Origin of the sequence: Massilia phyllostachyos (genome assembly GCF_021044825.1) — a bacterium.
GTDB lineage: Bacteria > Pseudomonadota > Gammaproteobacteria > Burkholderiales > Burkholderiaceae_D > Telluria > Telluria phyllostachyos.
In genome coordinates this window covers 156,357-180,502 of sequence record NZ_JAJNOC010000003.1, presented here as the reverse complement: position 1 = coordinate 180,502, position 24,146 = coordinate 156,357, and the positions used below count along the sequence as shown (strand labels likewise).

The 24,146-nt window shown below is 68.5% G+C and carries 14 protein-coding genes and 1 pseudogene; 1 reads left to right on the top strand and 14 read right to left on the bottom strand.

Annotated features, from left to right (window positions below; all coding sequences use genetic code 11):
- The 3 genes from LQ564_RS11675 to LQ564_RS11665 are packed head-to-tail and all read right to left on the bottom strand — an operon-like array spanning window position 1 to window position 3,910.
- Window positions 1-1,299: a peptide MFS transporter gene (locus LQ564_RS11675; protein ID WP_231058282.1), complete on the bottom strand. Its 1,299-nt coding sequence runs from the start codon at window positions 1,297-1,299 to the stop codon at window positions 1-3.
- The gene (locus tag LQ564_RS11670) at window positions 1,292-2,767 is read right to left on the bottom strand and encodes a M81 family metallopeptidase (protein WP_231058281.1); all 1,476 of its coding nucleotides are present in this window, start codon (window positions 2,765-2,767) and stop codon (window positions 1,292-1,294) included. Before LQ564_RS11670 ends, LQ564_RS11675 begins: the two co-directional genes overlap by 8 nt.
- A gap of 9 nt (window positions 2,768-2,776) precedes the next feature.
- Complete coding sequence (locus LQ564_RS11665) at window positions 2,777-3,910, bottom strand: NAD(P)/FAD-dependent oxidoreductase (RefSeq protein ID WP_231058280.1); 1,134 nt, start codon at window positions 3,908-3,910, stop codon at window positions 2,777-2,779.
- A 206-nt stretch (window positions 3,911-4,116) separates the two neighbouring features.
- Here LQ564_RS11665 and LQ564_RS11660 point away from each other — a divergent pair, with 206 nt between their 5' ends.
- Window positions 4,117-4,488 carry a RidA family protein gene (locus tag LQ564_RS11660; protein ID WP_231058279.1) on the top strand — a complete coding sequence of 124 codons (372 nt, stop codon included), beginning with the start codon at window positions 4,117-4,119 and terminating at the stop codon, window positions 4,486-4,488.
- On the opposite strand, the gene LQ564_RS11655 is transcribed toward LQ564_RS11660, so the two are convergent.
- The 11 genes and pseudogenes from LQ564_RS11655 to LQ564_RS11605 form a co-directional block, all read right to left on the bottom strand.
- The gene (locus tag LQ564_RS11655) at window positions 4,476-5,222 is read right to left on the bottom strand and encodes a helix-turn-helix domain-containing protein (RefSeq protein WP_231058278.1); all 747 of its coding nucleotides are present in this window, start codon (window positions 5,220-5,222) and stop codon (window positions 4,476-4,478) included. The genes LQ564_RS11660 and LQ564_RS11655 overlap by 13 nt on opposite strands.
- Before the next feature lie 78 nt (window positions 5,223-5,300).
- Window positions 5,301-6,788, bottom strand: a complete 1,488-nt coding sequence (locus LQ564_RS11650; protein ID WP_231058277.1) for a M81 family metallopeptidase — start codon at window positions 6,786-6,788, stop codon at window positions 5,301-5,303.
- Window position 6,789: 1 nt separating this feature from the next.
- Window positions 6,790-8,865, bottom strand: coding sequence for a serine hydrolase domain-containing protein (locus LQ564_RS11645; RefSeq protein WP_231058276.1), 2,076 nt, complete (start codon window positions 8,863-8,865; stop codon window positions 6,790-6,792).
- A 15-nt stretch (window positions 8,866-8,880) separates the two neighbouring features.
- Entirely contained in the window at window positions 8,881-10,854 is a 1,974-nt protein-coding gene (locus tag LQ564_RS11640; protein WP_231058275.1) for a serine hydrolase domain-containing protein, read from the bottom strand.
- Complete coding sequence (locus tag LQ564_RS11635; protein ID WP_231058274.1) at window positions 10,854-13,118, bottom strand: TonB-dependent receptor; 2,265 nt, start codon at window positions 13,116-13,118, stop codon at window positions 10,854-10,856. The genes LQ564_RS11640 and LQ564_RS11635 overlap by 1 nt, the downstream gene beginning before the upstream one ends.
- 227 nt (window positions 13,119-13,345) lie before the next feature.
- On the bottom strand, window positions 13,346-15,226 hold the full coding sequence (locus tag LQ564_RS11630) for a glycoside hydrolase family 127 protein (RefSeq protein WP_231058273.1): 1,881 nt from the start codon (window positions 15,224-15,226) through the stop codon (window positions 13,346-13,348).
- On the bottom strand, window positions 15,223-17,376 hold the full coding sequence (locus LQ564_RS11625; RefSeq protein WP_231058272.1) for a formylglycine-generating enzyme family protein: 2,154 nt from the start codon (window positions 17,374-17,376) through the stop codon (window positions 15,223-15,225). Before LQ564_RS11625 ends, LQ564_RS11630 begins: the two co-directional genes overlap by 4 nt.
- Window positions 17,377-17,399: 23 nt before the next feature.
- Entirely contained in the window at window positions 17,400-19,844 is a 2,445-nt protein-coding gene (locus LQ564_RS11620; protein ID WP_231058271.1) for a sodium:solute symporter family protein, read from the bottom strand.
- Window positions 19,845-19,870: 26 nt separating this feature from the next.
- The gene (locus tag LQ564_RS11615; RefSeq protein WP_371873482.1) at window positions 19,871-21,022 is read right to left on the bottom strand and encodes a CaiB/BaiF CoA transferase family protein; all 1,152 of its coding nucleotides are present in this window, start codon (window positions 21,020-21,022) and stop codon (window positions 19,871-19,873) included.
- Between the two features lie 93 nt (window positions 21,023-21,115).
- Window positions 21,116-21,937, bottom strand: a pseudogene (locus tag LQ564_RS11610) (HpcH/HpaI aldolase/citrate lyase family protein); the annotation flags it as partial.
- A 19-nt stretch (window positions 21,938-21,956) separates the two neighbouring features.
- The gene (locus LQ564_RS11605) at window positions 21,957-24,104 is read right to left on the bottom strand and encodes a TonB-dependent receptor (protein WP_269143517.1); all 2,148 of its coding nucleotides are present in this window, start codon (window positions 24,102-24,104) and stop codon (window positions 21,957-21,959) included.
- Window positions 24,105-24,146: the final 42 nt, after the last annotated feature.

Below are 24,146 nucleotides of genomic sequence, written 5' to 3'. Positions count from 1 at the left end.
CTACAAGGCCTTCTCCACCGGCGGAATGGCCACGTCCGGCAGCGCCACCGTCGCCTGGTGCTTGCGATGGATGCCGAACAGGATCAGGCCCGACACCGAGGCGATCGCCGCCATCATCAGGAAGAAGGTCTCGGGACGCATGCGCTCCCAGGTCGCGCCGATCACGCCCGACAGCAGGTTGCCGGTGAAGGAGCAGAAGAACCATGCGGCCACCGTGGTGGCGGCGAAGCGCTTCGGCGCCAGGGTCGCGAACAGGCCCAGGCCGACCGGCAGGATGTACAGCTCGGCCAGGGTGAAGACGGCGAAGAACAGCACCATCCAGGGCCAGCCGATGGTGAAGCCCATGCCGGCCGCCAGCACGATCAGGCCGGCCAGCAGCGCATACGAGACGCCGATGCCGAGCGCGCCCTGCCCCATGCGTTTCAAGGCCGGCGTGCCGAGGCCGCGGGCGGCGCGCGCATTCCACATGCGCACCAGCAGGGGGCTGAACAGGAACACGAACATCGGGTTGAGCGACTGGAACCAGGTCACGGGAATCGTCAGGCCGAAGGCGGTACGCTCGACCGCATTGTCCGACCAGACCGCAAAGGTATTCCCGGTCTGCTCGTAGGCGATCCGGAACAGCATCACGGCCAGCGCCACCCCGACCAGCATCGGCACGTTCGACATGCCCTCGTTCGAATCGACGGCGCCCGGACGGCCGCTCGGCTTCGACGCTTCCGCCGGCAGGTACTTGCCGCCCCAGAGGTAGACCACAAGGCCCAGGCACATGCCGATGCCGGCGGCGCCGAAGCCGTAGTGCCAGCCATAGACCTCGCCCAGGGTGCCGCAGATCAGCGGCGCAAGAAAAGCGCCCAGATTGATGCCGACGTAGTAGACGTTAAAGGCGGCGCCGGCGCGCGGGTCGTCCTTCGGGTACAGCAGGGTGACCTGGCTCGGCAGGTTCGGCAGGAACAGGCCGTTGCCGATCGCGATCACGGCCATCGCCGGGAAGAACAGCGATTCGAAGGCCATCATGAAGTGGCCCAACGCCATCAGGAGGCCGCCGATCACCACGGCCGGCCGCCGGCCCAGCCAGCGGTCGGCGATCATGCCGCCGAAGATCGGCGTCAGGTAGACGCCGGCCGCATAGGCGCCGAAGATCAGCGAGGCATTCGCCTGGCTGTACTGCAGCTCCTTGGTCATGTAATAGATCTGCAGCGCGCGCATGCCGAAGAAGGAGAACTTCTCCCACATCTCGGTCAGGAACAGGATGGTCAGGCCGCGCGGCTGGCCGAACCAGGTGGCGTCCTTACGCATGGCCGGTCTCCTGATCGAGCGGCCACATCGGCCGCTGCAAGTGGACATAGGGCAGGCGCGCCAGGTCGCCGTTCAGGGCGCCGGGGGCGTCGCAGATCACCGTCTCGGCGGCGATGGTGTCGAACCAGGCGCGGAAATGGCGGGTCGATTTCACCACCACCAGGCGCTTGCTGGTCAGGTCGATACCGAGTTCGGTAAAGCATTCGGGCGAGAACACCTGCTGGCGCCGGGTGTTGAGGACGATGTCGATGCCGTCCGCATGGATCGCGACCGCGTCGCCCAGGCTTTCCGTGTACTTGCCGGCCAAGCCATGCTGGCGCGCGTCGCGGCGTACCGCCGTCACGGTGGCCTGCAGGTCGACCGGCTGGCCGGAGCCGGGACCGACCTTGCCGCCGACGCGCAGGGGCAGCTTGGCGCCGACGCCCGCATCCATCGCCAGCTGCACCGCCTGCGGATCCCACAGCATGCCCAGCGCCACGTCGCGCGCGCCGCGTTCCAGCAGCGCACGCAAGACGAACGTGCTGTCGCAGGCCGCGCCGCCGCCGGGGTTGTCGGAACTGTCCGCCATCACCACCAGTCCTGGCTTGCCGGGCGCGAGGGCGGCGTCGACCGCGGCGTCCAGCGCCAGCATCGAGCGCGCGCCGAGCGTGCGCAGCGCGTAGAAGTCCTGCGCCAGCCGGGCGGCGATGGCCTCGGCCCGCGCTTGCGCGCCCTGTTCGAACACCACCAGCACGGCGCCGCCGGTGTCGACCGTGTCGGACCAGGGGAAGCCGTGGATCAGCGAGATCGACAGGATGCCGGCTTCGGCCTCATGGTCCACCACCTGGCGCAACAGCGCGCGCATCGGCGCCTCGCCGGTGCCGAACAGGCCCAGCATCGGCACCCGGCGCAGCAGTGTTGCGGGGCGCACCCTGCCTTCGTGCATGTTCGCCAGGATCGCATGCAGCTCGCGCGTGCGCGCCAGGTAGTCGGTGTGCGGATACTCCTTGCACGCCACCAGTCCCGGGCAACTGCGCGCCATGCGCGGCGTGACGGTCGCATGCAGGTCGAGCAGCGCGCCGACCGGCACATCGGGGCCGACCATGGCGCGCACGCGTTCGAGCAGGTCGCCTTCGCAGTCGGGATAGCCCTGGGCGATCATGGCGCCGTGCAGCACCAGGAACACCGCGTCGACCGGGCCCGCAGCCTTCAGCTCTTCGAGCAGTTCGTCGCGCAGCGCTTCGTATACGCCGCGCGCCACCGGCCCACCCGGCTGGGCCCAGGCGCACAGGCCTTGCGTGACCCGGTCGCCGTGTTCCTGCGCGACCTCGAGCAGGAAGCCGTAGCCGGGGAAGTCGCGGGCCAGGGCTTGATCCTGCGCTCCGGCGCCGGGCCGTACCAGGATGCCCTCCTCGAAGGAGCGCAAGGTGGTCGGGATCGGCGAGAAGCTGTTGGTCTCGTGGGCGAGTGCGGCGAGATAGACGTGCATGGCCGGCCTTCAGGAAGAAAAGCGTGCGGGGCTGATGCGGGCGGGATCGAAGCCGAAGGACGCCAGCTCCGGCGCCGGCGCTTCGCCCAGCAGTACCGACGCATGATAGCGCCCCGCGCCGGGCGCCGACTGGATGCCGTAGCCGCCCTGCCCCGCGGCCCAGAAGAAACCGGGCAAGGCCGGATCGAAGCCGCCCACCAGTTCGCCATCGGGCGCGAAGGTGCGCAGGCCGGCCCAGACGTGGGTCGGGCGGCGGATGCGCAGGGTGGTCAGGCGCTCGATATTGTCGATCGCGATCGCGATGTCGAGTTCTTCCGCCTGCACGTCGTGCGGCGCCACCGGGTCGGCGTTCACGGGAGAACCGAGCAGCATGCCGGCGTCCGGCTTGATGTAGAAGGATTCGGTCGCGTCGAGGAACAGCGGCCAGTCCTGGGTCGCCATCCCCTCGGGCGGGGCGAAGATGAAGGCCGAGCGGCGCTTCGGCACCAGGCCCACCGGCGCGGCGCCGACCAGGCGCGCGACCTCGTCGGCCCAGGCGCCGGCGGCGTTCACCACGGTCGGCGCGCGGTAAGTGCCGGCGCGGGTCGTGACTTGCCACAGGCCGTCGATGCGCTGGATGTTGGTAACGCCGGCGTCGTAGATGGTATTCCCACCATTCGCGCGGGTCCCGCGCAGGAAGCCCTGCAGCAGGGCATCGACATCGATGTCGGCGGCATCCTTTTCCAGCACCCCGCCGATGACCTGGTCGGGACGCAGCACCGGCAAAAATGCGAGCGCCGCCTGGGCATCGAGGCGCTCGACCGGCGAGGAAGTGGCGCGCACCAGGGCTTCGTGCTCATCGAGCAGCGCTTCCTGGCCCGGCGTGCCGAACACGAAGGCGCCGCGCGGCGTGAGCAGCGGGTGCTCGGTGAAGCCGGCCGGCGGATTGCGGAAGAAGTCGAGGCTGGCGCGGGTCAGCGCGCGCACCTGCTCTGGCCCGTAGCTTTCCATGAACAGCGCGGCCGAACGCCCGGTACTGTGATAGCCGGGCTGCGATTCCGCCTCCAGCACGATGACGCGCGCCCGCTGCGACAGCCAGTAGGCGACCGAGGCGCCGCCGATGCCGGAGCCGATCACGATGAAATCCGCAGTGTCATGACTCATACGATCCACTTTTTTCAGAAAAAGAAAATTCTTCTATACCTGAAAGATATGCGACGCCGGATGCCCTTGCAAGCACTTTCTGAAACAATTCCGGGAAGCGGACCGCGTTCCGCAACAGCTGCGGCGAAACGGTTGACGGCGCGTGGGGGCCTGGTGATAATGATTTTTATTTCTGAATCAGAAAACTTTCAAAGGAGGAGATTGTCATGTCCAACATCGCACGCACGCCCAGCGATTTGCCGCTGCCTTTTTCGAAAGCGGTCCGCGCCGGCGGATTCGTTTTCCTGTCCGGGCAGATCCCGCTGGGCGACGATGGCGCGCCGCTGCGCGGGACGATCGAGGAGCAGACCACCAGCGTGCTCGAGCGGATCGCGGCCAGCCTGGCGCAGCAGGACAGCCGCCTGGAAGACGTGGTGCGGGTGACGGTGTGGCTGTCCGACCTGGCGCTGTTCGCGCGCTTCAACGCGATCTATGCGAACTGGTTCAAGGCGCCGCACCTGCCGGTGCGCTCGACCGTGCAGGCGAAGCTGGCCTTCGACGTGGACGTCGAGATCGAAGTGACGGCTTACCGGCCCTGAGCGGCCGGCTTTTTCTTCTTGGCGGCCGGCTTGGCGGCGGCCTTGAGCGCGGGCGCGCTGTCCGGCACCAGGTCGGGCGCCGGCTCGGACGGATCGATCAGCGAGGCATACGTGCCCTCCGAACTCGGCTCGTCCGAGGTGCACACCGACAGCACCCGGCAGGTGCCCTCTCCCACCGCGATATAGGCGTGCGCCATGCCGCTGTCGAAGTAGATCGAGTCGCCGGTCTCCAGCCGCACCGGCGCGTACAGGTCGGTGTAGAGGTCGACCGCGCCTTCCAGCACCAGCGCGAACTCCTCGCCCGGGTGGCGGATCAGCTCACCGAATTCGGCCAGCGAGCGCGCGTGGATCTCGGCGAAGATCGGCACCGAGCGCTTGTTCAGCAAGTCGGCCGCCGGGTACAGGTGCGAATAGTTCGGCGTGTTGATGACGTAGCCGGTGCCGCGCCGGTTGATGCTGCGGCGCCCGCTGGAGGCCGGCGCCGGCGCCTTTTCCACCGTGGGGCTGCCGCTGAACAGCTCGGAGATATCGATTTCCAGCGCATTGCAGATGCGCAGCAGCTTGTCGTAGCTGAGCGACATCTTGTTGTTCTCGATCTTGGAGATGGTGGACATCGGCATGCCGCTCTTCTCGCCGGCCTCGATCAGCGTCATGCCGCGTTCCTTGCGGATGCGCCGCAGCGATTCGCCCAGGTTGGCGTCCGGTCCGTGATTGATCGCGCGTTTGCTAGCCATCGGTGTCCTCTTCTAGTGCGTCCATTATAGTGCGGCCTTGCCACGATTGAAAACGCGGCGTGCCCGTTTTCCGGAACGCTAAATTGCCGACAAGCCGTGCGGATCCGGCACGCGCGGCCAGTAATCCGGGGAACGAAGGCGGTAAGGAATGGCGGCGAAGTCGAAGCTCATCGCCCCCGGCGTGGTCACGTACAGCACCTGGCGCGCGATCGGCGCGAATTCGGCGTGGAAGTGCTGGGTCGACTTCACCACCACGATGGCCTTGTCGGCCAGGCTGATGCCGGCGCCCGTAAAGGCGTCCGTTCCATAGGTCTGGGTGCGGATCGAGCACAGGAGGATGTGCAGGCCGCCGGCCGCCTCGACCCACACGCAGTCGCCCAGGCGCTCGCGGGTGCCGAGCGCACTCTGCGAATGATTCGGGACGATGGCGCGCACGGTCACGCGCAGGTCGAGCGGCTGGCCGGAGGCCGGCCCGCACTTGCCGCCGATGCGCAGGTCCAGCTGGGCGCCCACGCCCGCGCCCTTGCAGACGTGGATCGCGCCCAGGTCCCAGATCGCGCCGACGACGCTGTTCGCGACCCGGCGCTCGACCAGGCGGCGCAGGATGAAAGTGCTGTCGCCGGCCGCGCCGCCGCCGGGGTTGTCGGCAACGTCGGCCAGCACCGCCGGTCCATGCGCATCCGCTCCGCCGGCGCCGGATTCGAAGGCCGCGTCGAGCGCCGCGTCGATGCTGCAGGCCTCCGGGCCGATGCGCTCGCGCAGCGCCCAGAATTCCCGTCCCAGCTGCTGCGCCAGCGTCTGCGCCAGCGCCGGGTCATTGTCGGTGACGACCCACAGCTTGGCTCCCGCCTCCGGCACGTCGCCCCAGGGGAAGCCATGGCCGAGCGAGACCGACAGCACGCCCGGCGCGCGTTCGATCGCCTGCATGCGCCGGACAAATCCCTGCATCGGCTCGCGGGTCGTGTGCCACAGACCGACCATTTTGCAATCGAAGACGGCGGTGACCGGGCGCACCTTGCCCAACGCAGCGTCCTTCAGGATCCGGTACAGCTCCGCGCCGCGTTCGTCAGTGTCGGTGTGAGGATACTCTTTGAAAGCGATGATGACGTCGGCGGCCGTGCGCATCCGCTCCGTGAAATGGCAGTGCAGGTCGAGTTCGAGCCCGATCGGCACGCCGGGGCCGACAATCTCGCGGATGTGCGCGGCCAGGTCACCCTCGCAATCGTCGACGCCCTCCGCCGCCATGGCGCCGTGCAGCAGCAGCTGCACCGCGTCGACCGGCAGCGCCGCGCGCAGGTCCGCCAGGATCTCGTCGCGCATCGCCTCGTACACATGGCGCACGGTGCGCCCGCCCGGCTGGGCCAGCGTGGACAGGCTCTCCACCAGTTCCCCGCCGTCGGCGTCTATCAGGCCACGCAAGTAGCGAATGAATGCGCCCACGCCTTCCGGATCCCGGACGCTGGCATCGCCGTGGTGGATGCCGATCTCCTCGAAGTCGCCCAGCCCGGTCGGCGCCGCGGCAAAGGTATTGGTCTCGGTGGCCAGATGGGCGACGAAGAGGCGCATATCAGTAGTTCAGGTTCCAGGTGATCAGGTGGCCGGACAGGCCGAGCCAGACCACGCCCACCAGGCCGAGCGCCACCAGCACCGACCATACGCGGGTCAGGCGCGAAGCATCGAGGCGGCGCATGCGCCACGCCACCCACACGCCCACCACCGCCGCGCCGATCGCCAGCAGGCCGCTCGCTTCCAGCAGGCCGACGACCCAGTCGATGCCGCTGTGGTAGACCGCGACGTCGGTGCTCAGGATCGGCTTGATGAGGATGAACCAGGCCGCGATGTAGACCAGCGACACCAGCACCGCCCAGCGCTGCAAGCGCCGCAGGCGCGCCAGTTCCGGCGAGGCGCCGCTGGTGGCGCGGTCGGCGCGGCGCAGCAGGCTGCCCACCGGCCAGGCCACCAGGCTCGTTGCCAGGATCAAAAAGGAGAGCAGCAGGATGCTGACGTTGAGCGGCGCCGAGTTCAGGAAACTCGCTTCCTGCAGCACCGCCACCGGATTGTCGCTGTCGATCACGGTCTTGACGCCATTGATCTCCCGCAGCGCCATCATCTGGGCGCCGCCGACCTTGCGCCACAGTTGCGGCCCGACTTCGCGGTAGGTGCCCATCTCGCCCAGGCCATCCGGCACGGCGATGGTGCCGTCCGGGTTGGCGGTGATGACGGTCTGCTGCAGCAGGTAGAAGAAGCGCAGGAAGCCGTGGTCGACCCGGCGCGAGCTCTGGTAGCGGCCGGCGATCTTTTGCGCGTCCGCCTGCGCCGTGGCCAGGGTCGGCGGTTCCGCCGCGGCGGGGGCCGGGAAGTAGCGGTCCATGAAGCCGTCCATCAGCTCCTTGCGCGCGCCATACACGGCGCTGTCCTTGCCGCGGCTGTTATAGGTGAAGAAGATGCCGACGCCTTCCTGGGGCAGCAGGTTCATCTCGGTGTGGTAGACGATGGTGTCGCCGCCGTGGCCGATCACGAGGCGCCCGTTCTGCTGCACGTGGAAGAAGCCGTGCGCCATGGTGCCGAAGCCGGGCAGGCCCTGGTGGGTGTAGCTGGGGCTGTGCATGCGCGCCGTGGTCGCGGCATCCAGGATGCTCACGCCGTCGACGCTGCCCTGCCCCAGGTGGGCCAGCATGAAGCGCGTCATGTCGCTGGCGGTCGAGGTGAACGAGCCGGCCGGCGCCGTGATCACCAGCTCGAAGGGCGACGGCGGCTCCTGCGTGGTGTTGTAGCCTTTCGAGAGGAAGCCCGGGAAGCCTTGCGGCACCGGCTGCACGAAGGTCGAGTGGTTCATGCCGAGCGGCTTGAGGATGTGCTGCTCGACATAGGTCTCGAACGGCATGCCGGAGACCCGCTGCACGATGTAGCCGGCCAGCGCCACGCCATAGTTCGAATAGCCCGGCGCCTCGCCCGGCGCCCACAGCATCGGACGCGGATGTTCCTTCAGGTAGCGCTCGGTGGTCTGGGCCCGCTTCGGATCGTAGCCCAGCAGGTCCTTCAAGCCTTCCTCGAAGCCGGCGCGGTGGTTCATCAGGTCGCGCATGGTGATCGGCTTGCCGTAGGCTTCCTCGATCTTGAAGTCGATGTAGTCGTTGACGTTGCGATCGAGGTCGATTCTACCTTGCTGGACCAGCTGCATGACGGCGGTCCAGGTGAAGGGTTTCGACGTCGAGCCCAGGCGCACCAGGGTGGTGGCCGGGTCCATCGGCACCTTGGCCTCGACGTCGGCCAGGCCGTAGCCCTTCTGCAGCAGGACCTTGCCATCCTTGACCACGCTGATCACCATCCCGGCGATCTCGCCGCTCTTCAAGGAATACGGCACGCGGCCGTCCAGCCAGGCCTCGAGATCGGCGGCCTCCAGGGCGTGCGCGCCGGCCGCGCCATTGCCATTGGCGGCCGCGCGCGGCGCTTCCGGCACCTGCGGATCGGCGGCCCGGCTCTTGTCCAGCACCGCCTCGGCCTTTTCCTTCGGCGCCAGCTGCTGCTTGGGAGTCGGCGCGAGGTCGGCCGGCGACTTCTGCCCCTGGGCGCCGGCCAGGGCCGGCGCCAGGCCGAGGGTGGCGGCCGCGAGGAGGGACAGGAAATGGGTACGCACTTTCATCGAACGCCTCGCGGATCAGTAGTTGGGGTTGAAGCTCAGCAGATGATGGGCGAAGCCCACCGCCGTCAGGACCAGGAAGCACAGCACCCACAGCACGGGCAGCACCAGCACCGTCCTGCGGCCGCCGGCGGCGAACACCGTGCGCGCATGCCACAGCGCCACGCCCAGGCCGCCGAGGAAGGCCAGCCAGCTGCTCAGCTGGGCCAGGGCCAGCAGGGTGCCCGGGTCGCTGTTGTCCATCTTGACGAAGACGCCTGCCCACAGCAGCACGCTGACCAGCGCCAGGCAGCACGCCAGGCGCAGCCAGGTGAGCGAACGCAGGGGCGGAATCAGGCCATGGCGGCGGCGCAGGCGCGCCACGACCGGCCAGGCCAGCACCGTGCCCAGGATCACCACCAGGGACGCCAGCAGCAGCGTCAGCATCGTGCCGCTCGCCATGAAGGGCACCGGTTCGAAGATGAAGGCGAACACATACGGCTCCAGACCCCAGCGCTTGACGACGCCGTTCTCGGCGATCGCCTGCAGGCGGCGCTTGCCGTTGATTTCCTCCCACAGGAAGGGCTTCACTTCGCGGAACACGCTGCGGCTGCCGCCCACCGTGATCGCGACGCGCCCGCCCTCGACCGCCTCGACTTTCAAGGGGCTGATCAGCTGCAGGATCGAGAAGAAGGTCGAATCCTCGCGCCGGCTGTTGCGGTAGGCGCCGGCCATCAGCTTCGCATGGGCTTCGGCGGTGGCCTGGTCCACCGTGGACGCCACGGCCGGACGGGTATCGGGCAGGTAGCGGTCGGCGAAGCCGTGGTACAGGCGCTCGCGCAGCCACTTGCCCAGGTCGTTGCGGCCCGGCGAGTTCACCGACACGTAGATGCCGATGCCGTCGTCGACCAGCAGCATCAGGTCGGAGTGGAACAGGATGGTGTCGCCGCCGTGGCCGACCGAACGGTGGCCATTGATGTCCTGCTGGTAGAAACCGAGGCCGATGCCGTTCAGGTCCGGCATGCCGCGCGTGATCCGGGTATGCATCAGCTTCACCGTTTCCGGTTTCAGGATGCGTTGCCCATCGAGCTCGCCGCCGTTCAGGTAGGCCAGCATGAAGCGCGCCATGTCCGAGCCGGGCGAGGCCAGGCTGCCGGCTGGCGGCAGGCTGACGACCTCGTAGCCCTTCGGTTCTTCGTCGACGCTGATGTAACCCTGCGACATCTGGCCGCGCAAGGCTTTCGGCAAGGGCTGGCGGAAGCTCGATTGCGTCATCTTCAGCGGCGCGAAGATGCGCTGCTCGATGTACTCGTCGAACGACAGGCCGCTGGTGCGCTGGACGATGTAGCCGGCCAGGCCAGTGGCCCAGTTCGAGTAGCCCTGGGTGGTGCCGGGGTCGTACAGGTAGGGCGGGATGTAGTTCTTCAGGACTTGCGTGTTGTCCGAGCCGTGCTCGCCGTAGACGATCAGGGCGCGCCCCGCTTCCTCCAGTCCGGTGGTGTGGGTCAGGATGTGGCGCAGGGTCAGCGCCTTGCCGTTGCGGCCCGGGACGGTGAAGTCGAGGTAGCGGTTGACGTCGGTGTCGAGATCGAGCTTGCCCTGCTCGACCAGCTGCATCACCGCGGTCCAGGTAAACAGTTTGGAGATCGAGCCGGGGCGGAACAGGGTGCGGTTCGGGTCGACCGGCTGCGACTTGTCCCAGTCGGCATAGCCGTAGCCCTTCTGCAGCAAGGGCTGGCCGTCCTTGACGATGACGACCACCGCGCCGGGCACGCCGGCGATGCGCAGGGCGCTCGGCATCATGCCGTCCAGCCAGGTCTCGACGTCGGCGGCGGTCAAGGCCGGCGCGGCGGACTTCGCTTCGGGCGTGACCGGTACTTCGCCGGAGACGGCCGCCGGGGCTTGCGCCTTGGGTGCGGCGGGAACGGAAGGCTGTTGCGGCGCCTGGGCCATGGCGCTGCCTGCCGCCAGGGCCAGTGCGGACAGCCAGGCGGCAAAGGAGGCGCGCCGCATCAGAAGGCCCTCGCCACGCTCAGGCCGACGGTGCGCGGCTGCACCGGCGTGGCGCGCAGCGGGCCGCCGAAGGCGGTCAGCGCGGTGTCGGCGCCGCTCAGGGCGCGCTTGTCGGTCAGGTTGCGCACGAACGCCCCGACCTCCCAGCCGTCGACGTCCACGCCCAGCTGCGCATCGACCAGGGTGTAGCCCGGCACGCTGAAATAGGGAATCGAAGTCTGCGGCGAATCGAAACCGGCATTGCGCTGGCCGACGCGGCGCACGCCCGCCCCCGCCCAGGCGCGCTTGCCGGCGAGGTCGAAGTCGTATCTGGCGTTGATCGAGGCCGATACCTTGGCCGTATTCGGCAGGCGCGCCCCCGACTGGCCCAGGGCCGGCGCATCTTCCGTCAGCTTGGCGTCGGTCCAGGCCAGGCTGCCGTCCACGCTGAAGTCATCGTTGACCTTGTAGCGCAGGGCCAGCTCCAGGCCCTTCGATTCGGCCTTGCCGGCGTTGCCGGTGAGGGTGGTGACGCCAAAGGCGACCGGCTGCTGCAGCTTGTCCCAGCGGATGTCGAACAGGGCCAGCTCCAGGAACAGGCGGCGGTCCATCAGGTCCGCCTTGTAGCCGACCTCGTAGCTCCACAGCTCGTCCGCATCGAAGGTCAGCGGCGCGCCAGGCACCACCGAGCCGTCCTGGTCGAGCGCCGGCGGGTTCGGGCCGCCCGGACGGTAGCCGCTGGCGGCGCGGAAGTAGACGCTGCTGGTCTTGTCGATCGAATAGCGCACCGTGGCCAGGTAGGTCTTCGAGCCTTCCTTGCCGCCCGATTCGAAGTCCTTCACGCCGTTGGTGACGGTGCCGTAGAGCTGGCGGTTCCTGGCATTGCGCGCACCCACCGTGACCGACCATTCGGCCGACGGGTTCCAGGTGATGTCGCCGTAGACGGCGTTTTCCTGGAAGGTCGAGGGCTGGCCGGAAGTGACGAAGTCCATCTCCGAATTGTCCGGCAGCTGGGCGAACAGGCGCTGGTAGCGGCTGCCGGTTTCCTTGGTATGGTAGTAGCCGGCCAGCCATTCGATCGGGCCGCGGCTCGAGGTCAGCCGCACCTCGGCGCTGCGCTTGCGCAGCTTGGTATCGTTGTCGAGGCCCGCGAAGTTCAGCCCTTCGCCGCCGACGATGTCGGTGGCGTCGAGCGCCGTCTTGGCCTTGAAGCGCTGGCTGGAAGCGATCACGTTCAGGCGCGCCCAGCCCATCTCGTATTCGACGGTGCCGGACAGGACCCCGGTCCTGATCGAATAGGGTTCGGGACGGTACAGGAACTGGGTCAGGTCGCCGTGCAGGGGCTGGCCGGTGCGGGCGTCGTACTGGGCGATGACGGTGCCGTCGCGCTCGATGTCCTGCTGGGTGGCGGTCAGGCGCATGCGCAATTTGGAGCTCGGGTCGAGCAGCACCGACAGGCGCATGCCACGCGTGTCGCCGTCGTTGACGTGCTTGCCCGCCGCCGGGCCGACCGCGCGCAGGAAGCCGCCGTCATGCTCGTTGAAGGCGGCCACCCGCAGCGCCGCCACGCCCTCGCTCAGCGGCGCATTGATCACCGCGTGCTCGGTGTGGCCCAGCGCCCCCTTGCGGCTCTGGCGCACCGCCACGCCGGCCTTGCCCGACAGGCCGCTCGGATCGGGGTCGTTGGTCACGTACTTGAGCAGGCCGCCCATGGCGCCGGCGCCGTACAGCGTGCCTTGCGGGCCGCGCAGCAGTTCCACGTGATGCAGGTCGAGCAGCGACAGGTCGAGCGAGGACACCGCCTCGCCGACGAAGCCGGTGCTGGAACCGAAGGCCACGTCGTCGATATAGATGCCGACCGTCGGCGCGCTCAGGCCGCCGACGCCGACGCCGCGGATGTTGACCTGGCCGCGTCCCGGGCCGCCGTCGCTCTCCACGTGCACGCCCGGCAGCGAGCCGACGTAGTCGGTCAGCGATGCGGCGCCGGAACGCTCGAGTGCTTCCGTGGAGATGGTCTCGACGCGCAGCGGCACGTCGCGGATCGGCTCGCGGCGCCGGGTGGCGGTCACGGTGACGACTTCGGTGCGGTCGCTGGCGTCGGCGGCGGGGCTGGACGCCGCATCGGCGCCCTGCCCGGCCTGGGCCGCGGCCTGGGCGCAGGCCAGCGAGAGAAGAGAGGCGACGGCGAGGGATAGGGCCTTGCGGCGGGGAAGACCGCGCTGTGCGAGCGCGAGATCGTTTGCTACGGGCACGGTATTCGACGGCTGCAGAACGCTTCGGTACATGATGCACTCCTGGTAATGGGATCGCGGTCAAACCTCTCTTTTTTCAAAATACTACATTATTTTCCGAATATTAAACAATCAGAAAATTATATTAGTTGTTTTCTGTATTAGAAAATTCTCAGGCATGCGTGCACTGCATGGGCAGGCAAAAAAAACGCCCCGGGCCATTACCGCGCGCGGGGCGAAACGGAAAGGAAGCCGTGGCAGGGTCCGCGGCTGGCGGCGAGTCAAGCCAGGTTCGGCGCCACCTGCATCCAGGTAAGGCGCCACGTGCCATCCTGGCGGCCTCCGGCTTCGAAATATGGCAGGAAGGTGAGCGGCGCACGGTAGCCGAGGTGCATGCGCACCGCAGGCCCGCGGTAGCCTTCGGGCGGCGGCGCCGTTTCGAGCATGGCTTGCGGGTCCTCCGGCAGGCGCAGCGTCTCCTCGGTCTTGAACCCATCGATCAGGCTGGTTGCGTAGACCAGCGGCCCGCGCGTGATCGCCACGTAATCGTAGCGCATCACTTGCTGGGCCACCGGCGAGCCGTCGGGCGCCAGCGATTCCTGGGTGTTCTGGCTGACCCGGGCGTGCAGCACCGGCCGCATCGGCAGCGCCAGGGTGACCACGTCGCCGTCCTGCCATTCGCGTTCGATGCGGATCCATCCACCGGCCGCGAACGCATCGGCTGCGCTCGCCCCTACGCCATTCACGGTGGCGCGCACCAGCCCGGCCCAGGAGGGCGAGCGCAGCGCGAGGACGAAGTGCGCAGGTCGTTCCAGCGCCAGCGTGATGCGCACCGCGCCTTCGAAAGGATAGGCGGTGTCCTGGCGCAGTCCAACCTCCCCGGCCGCCGGCAGCGCCAGCCTGGCCTCGCCCGGTCCGTAGAGGTTGACCCTGATTTCGTCACGGCCGCGCACCGTCCAGGCCACGCCGGGCAGCTCTTCCAGCGCCATCGATCCGCTCGACTTGCAGCAGCGCCAGTAGGTGGTGTGGACGCGCTTTCCGTTCGGGTAGATGTAGTAGCACCAGTCCTCGCCGTTCGGGGCCTGTGCGCCCAGCAGGTCGTTGTAGGCGGCGCGCTCGATCTCCTCGGCGTAGCGGGCTTCGCCGGTGATCGCCAGCAGTTCGCGGTTCAGCTGGATCCAGGAAAAGGTCGAGCAGGTCTCGACGTAGCCGTAGGGGCTGAACACGCCGCGGTGGTTGAACACTTCGCGCGAGCGGTGCGCAACCCCTCCCCACGGTCCGCCGCCCAGGCTGAGGTGGTGGCCGCGAATGCTGTCCCAGACCTTGCGCACCGCCTCCAGCAGCGCCGGCTCGCCGGTGGCGCGGTACAGCTTGGCCACGCCGACCATGTTCCAGCACAGCTGGTAGGCCTTGCCGGTCGCGATCTCGGCGGCGTCCACGCCGGCCAGGGCCTGCGGCAGCAGGTTCAGTTCGGGCCGGGCGTTGGCCTGCTCCAGCACGCGGCGCGCCAGCGCCAGGTAGCGCTCCTCGCCGGTCGCCAGGTACAGTTCGGCGGCCGGATCGAGCAGCACGGTGGCCGACATGCCGAAGTGGTTGCCCTGGGTAGTGACGTCGATGCCGCCCTCGGTCAGCGCGTGCAGGCACAGGTCGCCGATGCGGCGCGCGCAGTCCAGGTAGCGTTGTTCGCCGAGGCAGCGCCAGGCTTCGATCATCCCCAGCACCAGATAGCTGTGGGTCCAGACGTCCCAGGTGCGCTTGGCGGGGGCGCCGTCCCAGCTGCGCGGCGCCGGTCCTTGCGGTACCGTGAAGCGGCGCTCGGGCGCGTAGGTGCCGAGATAGCCGTCGGCTTCCTGCTGGGCGACCAGGTAGTCGGCGACCCGCCGCACCTGCGCGCCAAAGGCGGCGTCGCCGCTGCGCGCGGCGGCACGGGCGGCGGCGGCCAGCCACTTGCCTGCATGTTCGCCATACCAGTCGCCCTCATGGTTGCAGCATTTGTGGGCCTGGCCGAACAGCGCGATCGCGGGGCTGGTCTCGTCGGCGATGAAGTGCGACAGGCGGCCGGCCAGGTTGGCGTCCAGTGCCTCCCCCAGCAGCCCGCCCAGGCGCACCCGCCCGGGCCCTGGCAAGGCGGACAGGACAAACAGGTCGGGTTCCGTCGTCATGCGGCGTCCATCACGCAGCGGAAGCCGAGCAAGGCCGAACGGTCCTTGCATGGCGCCATCAAGAGGTACTTGCCGTGCTGGTCGAGCCGGCGCGCCTGCGGGAAGTACCAGTGCGAGGTCTGCGGCTCGTAGAAGCTGCCGCCGCGCAGGCAGGCCGCGCGGGTGTGCTCGTCGACGTATTCGTCGGTCCACTGCCAGACATTGCCGACCAGGTCCATCACGCCGAAGGGGCTGGCGCCCGCGGGATGGGCGTCGACGTCGGCCGGCGGCGGCAGCTCGCGGCCGGTGAACACGGCGGGCGCGGCTTCCGCTTTCCACGTATTGCCCCAGGGGTAGATGCGGCCGTCGAGCCCCTGCGCGGCATACTGCCATTCCCACTCGCGCGGCAGGCGCTTGCCGGCCCAGGCGGCGTAGGCGCGGGCGTCTTCCAGGCCGACCCAGGTCACCGGCTTGTTGTCCCAGCCGGCGCGCGGTGCGCCGTCGATCCAGTCGCGCAGGAAGTTGTGGTCGTCCTCGGGCCAGTAGCCGCTGGCGTCCAGGAAGCGCTTGAATTCGGCGTTCGTCACCGGATAGCGGTCGATGTGGAAGGGGGCGATGCTCATGCGATGGCGGTGCGCACGGCGCGCCGTGCTCTCCCAGGGATACTGGAAGTCCATGCCGGCCCAGGTATAGCCCTCGACCTCGATGCCGGTCACCTCGAAATTGAAGACGCCGCCCGGAATCGCCACCATGCCCGCGGGCGCCTCGGCGCGCGGCGCCGTGGCGCCGCTGTCGACCAGCTGCTGCGGCAGCGGGGTCCAGGCGCCCGAAAAGGATTGCAGCGGCCTGGCGGCGAAGTCGCGCATGGTCGCCAGCACCTCGTCCAGGCCGTCGCATGCCGCGCCGGCGTCCACCCCCAGCAGCGCGCCATAGCCGCGCGTCTCGATGGTGAAGGCGAAGGTGGCGGTGGTCTCGAGGCCCTGCCCTTCGACCAGCGGCTCGATCGGCACGCCGCTCCACAGGTCGTAGTAGCGGCGGCCCGGCGCGTGATCCACGGTGAGCTGCTCGCCGCCGACCTCGTACTCGTTGCGGTTCACCACCGTCCACAGGGTCACGCCGCCGGCCGGGAACATGCTCGCGAAGACGTTCTGCTGCAGCGCCATCGCGTACGGCTGCCAGTCCGGGCTGACCGCCTGGCGGTGGAAGGTGCGCAGGATGGTGGCCAGGCGGCGCAGCGTTTCGCCGTCGCGCGCCGTGAAGCCGTTCCAGATGCCCCACACGTTTTCCCAGCTGGTGTAGCCGATCGCGTTGAAGAACATGTACTGGAAGTCGTCGGTGCGGTCGCGGCACCAGCGGTTCTCGAGGTTGACCATGTGGCGCGACTCGAGCCACTTCACCTTGCTGACCGCCGGGATGATCTCGGTCGACGCCTTGCCCCAGGTCTGGTGGTTCCACTGCAGCATTTCGTCGGAGGTGAGCGAGCCTTCGGGCTGGAACACCAGTTTCATGCCGGCGGCGTCGGCGGCGGCGCGGAAGGCGCCCGGCACGCCGTTATAGGTGTCGCCGTTGACGCCGTCGGCGCCGACCGCCAGCGCCAGTGCGGTAACCGCGTCCCAGTCGCTCTGGCCCTGGTCGTGGGTGCCGTTATCCCATGGCATGGTGGGCAGGAACACCTTGACGCCGCGACGCTGGAAATCCCGCACCGCGCCCGTCAATCCTTCCAGGCCGCCCGGCATGTCGTGGGCGAGCTGGGTCTGGTTGCGGTTGTCGATCCCGATGTTCGGATAGATATACCAGACCAGCACGCTGTCGATGCCGCCGTAACGCTGCTCGAGGTCGTCGAGGTAGCGGTCGACCGTGTAGCGGCGCGTGTGCGGGTCGTAGAAATAGCGGTCCTCGACCATCATCTGGGTGTGCACGATATTCTTCTGCGCCCACTGCAGCTTCGGATGGCGGTACTCGGCGTCGCTGTAGCCCATCCGGATCTTGTGCTCGGTGCGCCAGATCGCCAGCTGTTCGCGCCAGCTCTCGGCGTAGTTGTTGACCTCGATCTTCCACTTGCCGATGGTGAGGAAGGGCCAATCCGGCGACTTGCCCGGCAGCGGCAGGTGGGCGGGAATGGTGTGCGGCAGCGGGGTATCGTAGAACTTCGGCTCTTTGGATGTGGGCATGGTATGCAAAGTGGTGATCCGCCTTACTTGTCGGCGTAGATGGTGAGGCCCGCCAGCGACTGCCGGGGCGCAGGGAACAGGAAGCTGGCCAGGTAACCGATGCCGATGCACAGCATGATCGAGACCGGCAGGTAGAAGTAGGGATGGACCAGCTTGACCGACCAGGCATAGGTGGTCAGGCAGGTGCTGCCGGCGATGCCCAGGGCCACGCCCTGCCAGTTGGCGCGGCGGGTGAACATGCCCAGGGTATAGGCGCCGGCGAAGCCGCCGCCGAGCAGGCCGGCCAGCTCGATCGAGACGTCGAACAGCGAATGCGAATTGAAACGCGACAGCCACAGCGCCGCAGCGATCCCGATCAGGCCGGTGACCACGGTCGCCACTTCGGCGAACAGCACGCTCTTCTTCGGCGTCGGATTCTTCACCATCTTCTCGTAGAAGTCGACCGAGGCCAGGGTCGCGACGCTGTTCATGATGCCGGACAAGGTCGCCATCGCGGCCGCCAGGATGCCGGCGATGATCAGGCCGGTGATCCCGACCGGCAGTTCGGCGGCGATGAACAGGGGGAAGGTGGCGTCGATCGACAGCGCCGGGTTCATGCGCTCCGGATTGCTCTTGTAGAAGGCGAACAGCGCGGTGCCGATGGTGTAGAAGATGAAGCCGCCGGGGATCGAGATCAGGGCGAAGGTGATGATCGAGCGGGTCGCCTCCGGCGCCGACCTGGTCGACAGCGCGCGCTGCATCAGCACCTGGTCTTTCGGGAAGGTCAGCACGACGTCGAAGATGACCAGGAAGATGAAGCCCCATACGGTCGGCTGGGTCAGGTCCCAGCTGAAGTCGAACAGCCTGGTCTTGTCCTCGGCCATCGAGGTCTGCACGAACTCCATTACGCCGCCGTCCAGCTTCCAGATGATGAAGCCGATCGCGAACAGCGCGCCCCCCATCTTCACGATCAGCTGCACGAAGTCGGTCCAGACCACCGCCTTCATGCCGCCCATCGCGGTATAGACGATGGTGAAGCCGCCCATCATCAGGATGCTCCAGGTGACGTCGATGCCGGTGATGGTGGCGATCGCGAGCGAAGGCAGCAGCAGGATCACGCTCATGCGGCTGCCGATCTGCACCAGGATGCAGATCAGGCTGGCCAGCATGCGGATCGCCGGGTGGAAGCGGATCTCCAGGTAGTGGAACACCGACATCAGGTTCAGGCGGCGCAGCAGTGGCACGATGGCGACCGCGACGAAACCGAGCGCGATGACGGCGATCAGGTTGTTGGTCATGTACTGCCAGTTGGTTTCGAAGGCCTTGGCGGGAATCGCGATGTAGCTGATCGAGCTGGTGTTGGCCGCGTACAGGCTGATGCCGGCGGCCCAGAACGGAATCGAACGTCCACCCACGAAGAAGTCGGCGGTCGAGTTGCGCTTCTCGCGCGCATAGTAGTACCAGCCGATGCCCAGCATGCCGACCAGGTAGGCAATGATCATGACCCAGTCGAGCGGCCGCAGGAGGCGCTGCCCGGCTTCCAGCACGCCGGTGGTGAACACGGTCTTGCCGTCGGCGCCGGCGGCGGCCCACACCAGGCCGGCGCCCCAGCCGGCCGCCCCGGCGAGCTGCGCGCCGGGTGCGCCCACGACGCCGGCCGCGCCCTGGCGCGCCCAGGTATCGGTAATCGTATGGTAGGTCCACAGCTCGGCCCCGGCCGCGGTCTGCAGCAAGTACAGCAGGTGGGCCTGGCCGGTGGCGCGCACGCCGCCGTCGAGCACCCGTCCGGCCGCGCGCGCCGCGGTGCGCCAGCCTTTCCTGGCGTTCCAGGTGACCAGGTGCTCGCCGCCGCCGGCGGGATCCGCCAGGGTCGCGACCACGCGCGTATTCTGCGCCGCCAGCGAAGTGACGGCGCCGCTGGCCCCCGGCCAGGCCGGCATGGCGGCCCAGGCCGCGCCCTGCGTGTTCAGTTCGAGCGCCAGCAGTTGCAGCGCGCCGGCGCCGTCGGTCCCGGCCACGTACAGGGTGTCGCCCAGCAGGGCGGCGCGCGGACCGCGCAGCGCCAGGGGCAGGGCCGGCAGCGGCGCGCTGCGCAGCACCCCGCCATCGAGCGTCAGGCGCAGCGGCAGTGCGCCCGCATCCGCCAGCAGCACGGCGCCAACCGCACCAGAAGCGCTGGCGACGACGCCGGCGGGCGGCGTCCAGCCGGGCTGGCGCTGCCAGGTCTTGTTGCCAGCGTCCAGCAGCCAGGCCGAGGAAGCGTCCAGCGCCAGCAGGCGCTCGCCCAGCGCCAGCAGGCGCGGCGGCTGGGTCATGCCCGGCGGCGCCGGCAGGTCGGCGGTGCGGAGGGTGACCAGGTTGTCGGCGCGGGCCGGGCCGGCGCCCAGCGCCAGAAGCAGGTTAAGCAGCAAAGCAAACAGCACGGCGAGCAGCGGCGCCCACAGGCGGGCCGATGCGCCGCCTGCCCCCATCCAGAATCGTATCGTCATCGTCGAATCGCTTGTCATGTCGTGGTTCAGGCCAGCACGCCGAGTCCGCGCAGGCGCGCGATCTCTTCCGGCGTGTAGCCATGCGCGGCCAGCACCTCGTCCGAATGCTGGCCGTAGGCGGGCGCGCCGAAGGGCGCGGCGGGCGACGCATTGCCGAAGCGGACCGCCTCGGCGAAGCCGCGGTAAGTCCCGAGCGCCGGGTGCTGCAAGGTGGCGACCATGTTTTCCGCCAGCACCTGCGGATGGTCGAACATGTCTTCCACCGTGCGCGCCGCGGCGCACGGCACGTCGGCGCCGAATACCCGTTCCCATTCACGCGCACTTTTCAGCGCCAGCGCGCCGCGCAGCAGCGGCACCAGCACCTCGGCCTGCTCGGCGCGCTTGCGCACGCTGTCGTAGCGCGGGTCATCGGCAAGCTCGGTCAAGCCGGTCCGTTCGCACAGGGTGCGCCAGAAGTGGGGCGTGTTGGCCGACAGGTAGAGATAGCCCTCCCCTGCCGGATGGATGCCGGTAATGCCGCCCGAACGCATGTCGCGCCCGATCGCGCGCGGCTCGCCCTCGGCCCAGACGAAGCGCGCCGACTGCATCGCCAGCGCGCTGCGCAGCAGCGACACGCCGACGTACTGTCCCTGGCCGCTGCGGCCGCGCTCGACCAGCGCGGCCGACACGCCGCCGGCCAGCAGCGCCGCCGCGTAGTAGTCGACCACCGAGCCGTACACGATCTCGGGCGGTCCGCCAGCCGCGCCCTGCAGCGCGCAGATGCCGGTGAAGGTCTGCAGCACCTGGTCGTAGCCGGCGTTGTCCTTCATGGGTCCGCCGTCGCCGTAGCCGGTGACGGCGCAATAGACCAGGCCGGGCCGGCGCGCGCGCAGCTGCTGGTAACCGATCCCGAGACGCTCCGGCACGCCGGGACGGAAGTTGTGCACCAGGACGTCGGCGCCGTCCACCAGCGTCAATAGCGCTGCCAGGCCCTCGGGCTGCTTGAGGTCGAGCGCGATGCCGCGTTTGCTGCGGTTCACGCCGAGGAAGGCGCGGCTCTCGGCTTCCAGCGTGGACGGGTACTTGCGCAGGTTGTCGCCGCCCGGCGGCTCGACCTTGATCACGTCGGCGCCCATGTCGGCCAGCAGCGTGCAGCCGTAGGGACCGGCGATGTAGGCGGACAGGTCGAGCACGCGCACGCCCGACAAGGGCCGGCGCGGCGGCGCATCCGGTTCGGAAGCAGCAGTTGGCGCGGCTTGAGCAGCCTGAGGAGCCTGCGCCAGCAGCGCCTGCGCGCGCCGCACGAACGGCAGGTCGACCATCTTGCCGTCCACCGTGAATGCGGCCAGGCCCTGGGCCTGGGCCGCGCGCGCGGCCTCGACCACGCGGCGCGCATGGTCGAGTTCCTCCTGGTCCGGACTGAAGGCCCGGTTGGCGAGCGCTACCTGGTTCGGGTGGATGCAGCTCTTGCCCCAGAAGCCGAGGCGGCGCGCCATCGCCGCCTCGGCAAGAAAGCCGTCGGCGTCGCGGAAGTCGGGAAAGGCGCCGTCGTAGGCGAACACCCCGGCTTCGGCGGCCGCCATGCGCAGCCGGAACATCGCCGCGTGCACGTTGGCGGAGTCGCGCCGCGCCACCCCGTGGGCTTCGAACAGGTCGGCGAAACCGAGCTGCAGGCCGGCCACGCGCGGGTCGGCTGCGGCGATCTCGTGCGCCAGCCGCAGTCCGCGTGGCGTTTCGATATTCGCCAGGATGCGCGTCGGGCGCGCCACGCCGTTGGCCTGCTCGGCGCGCGCCAGCGCGGCGGCGCAGGCGGCGACGTCCTGCGCCGATTCGGCCTTCGGCAGGTTCAGCAGCCCCAGCGCCTCCTGGGCCACGGCGCGCACGTCGTCCTCGAAATACGGTGAATCGAGGCCGTTGACGCGCACGATGATCAGCTTCCTGCTGGCCAGCGCCGCGGGCGAACGCAGGAAGGCGGCGACGTTGGCGCGCGCCTCTTCCTTGCGTTCGGGCGGCACCGCGTCTTCCAGGTCGATCGAGATGGCATCGGCCTGGCCGGCCAGCGCCTTGGCGAACAATTCGGGACGCGATCCCGGAACGAACAGTTTGCTGCGCATGCGTTTCCTTGCCGCCGGATCAGAACTTGATGCTGTGGGTGAGCGACACCGAACGCCCGCGGCCCGCCGCATAGTTCTGGAAAGCCGGAATCTGCGAACTGGTCAGGATGTAGAACTTGTTGAACAGGTTTTCCACGCCGAGCGTCAGGTCGCCGTAGCGGGTGCGGTAGCTGCCGTTCAGGTCGAACAGGGTGTAGCCCTTGGTCTTTTCCTGGCTCGACTTGCCGACGTTGATCTCGCGGTCCTGCAGCGAGGTGAAGCCGATCCGCACATTGCCCGCCTCCGAGAACTGCCACAGCAGCGAGCCGCCGATCTTGTCCGGGTTGATGTTGGCGATGCCCATCTCGGTGTCGAGCGGGCCGGCGTCGCGGCTGACGGTCTTGCCGCGGATGCGCGAGTACAGCGCGTTGGCGCGCAGGGTGCGCGACACGATGTATTCGGCGGTCAGCTCCAGGCCCTCGATCCGCACCGGCTGGCGGCGCATGATGAAGTCGTTGGTCAGCGGGTCGATCGACAGCGAGACCCCGAAGTCGGAGTACGAGCGGTAGGCCGACACGCCGAAGCTGCCCTGGCGGCCGCGCCAGTTCAGGCCGACCTCCTTGTTGTCGACGATGACGGCCTGCAGGTCGAGGATGCCGGACACGGTCTGGCCCGGCTTGTTCACGTTGCGCAGCGGGATGCCGACGTTCGGCAGGCTGAAGCCCTTGCCGTAGGAGCCGTAGACCGACCATTCGGGCGCGATCTTCCACACCGCGCCGACGTTCGGCAGATTGGCCTGGTAATCGAGTTCGCCGCCTTCGACCAGCACACGGTTGTTGTAATAGGTGGTGCGGTAGCTGTCGACCGACAGTTCGCCGCTTTCGCGGCGGATGCCGGCGGCCAGGGTGACCGGACCGACGTCCCAGGACAGCTGGGCGAACGGCGCGGTGCTGGTGTAGACCATCGGCGGCACCCAGGTGCGGTTGGTCAGCGCCAGCTTCTGTTCGGTCTCGTCGCGCACCACGTCGATGCCGGCGCGCAGCTCGAGGCCTTCGACGCCGGCCAGGTCGGGGCGGCTCCAGCCGGTGCGCAGGCCGCGCTTCTGCGAATTGACCTCGGACTGGTCGGTCAGGGTGCCGAGCGGCGCGATCAGCGGGTCCTGCTTGTCGGCGCCGCCCTTTTCCGCGACGAAGCGCATCGCCTGGCTGGCGCGGTAGGCCTGGGCCGACAGGGTGCCGCCGAACACCTCCGAGTTGGTGTAGTTCAGCGCATACTGGCGGAAGTCGTTGAACTCGGCCATGCCCTCGAAGGGGCGGCCCGGCACCGAGGTGTCGGTCAGGCCGCGCGCGCGGTTGCCTTCCTGGTAGACGTAGCCGGCCTTGCCGTCGAGGCGGAACTTGCTGGCCTGGGCTTCGATACGCTGGGTCTTGCCGGCGCCGAAATCGTGGCCGACCTTGACGAAGATATTGCGGCCGGTGGTGTCCTGCAGCGAACCGGAGGCGTTCATGCCGATGCGGCGGCCGTTGGCGTCGTAGCCGATGCCGCGGTCCACTTCCGACGTCGCGAACAGCAGGTCGAGGTCATCGTCCTTGTGCATCACTTCCAGTCCCAGCTTCCAGCCTTCGCTGTCGTCCTTGAACTGGGAATTGATTTTCGAGGTGACGGTGATCTCGTTGCCCATCTTGGTCGGACGCTTCGAGATGTAGTTGATGATGCCGCCGGCGGCGCCCACCCCTTCCGAGGCCGAGGGACCGTTGATGACTTCGATGCGGCCGATCACGCCCAGGTCGGTGAAGGAGCCGGAGCGGTTGGTCTCGCGCAGCGGCGAGGTCTGGGGAATGCCGTCGAACAGGCGCAGCGCGATGCGGCCGCGCAGGGTCTCGCCGGTGTTGCTCATGGCCTGGGTCGATTCCGAATAACCGGGCACGATGCGCGCCAGCACCGCGGTCGCGTCTTCCGACACCGCCAGCGAATTGGCGATTTCCGCGCTGCTGATCACGTTGACGGCGCCCGGGATCTTGTCCACCGCCTTGGCGGTGCGGGTGCCGGTCACGATCACGCGGCTGCTGGCCACGCTGGCGCCGTCCGCGACGTTCTGCGGATCGGCCGGGGTGGTGGTCTGGGCGCTGGCGGCGCCGCAGACCAGGAGCAGCGCACCGACTGCCGCTGCGATGGGGTTCAATTTCATTGTCTCGTTTGTCATGATTTTTTTATGCTGTGAAATTTGATC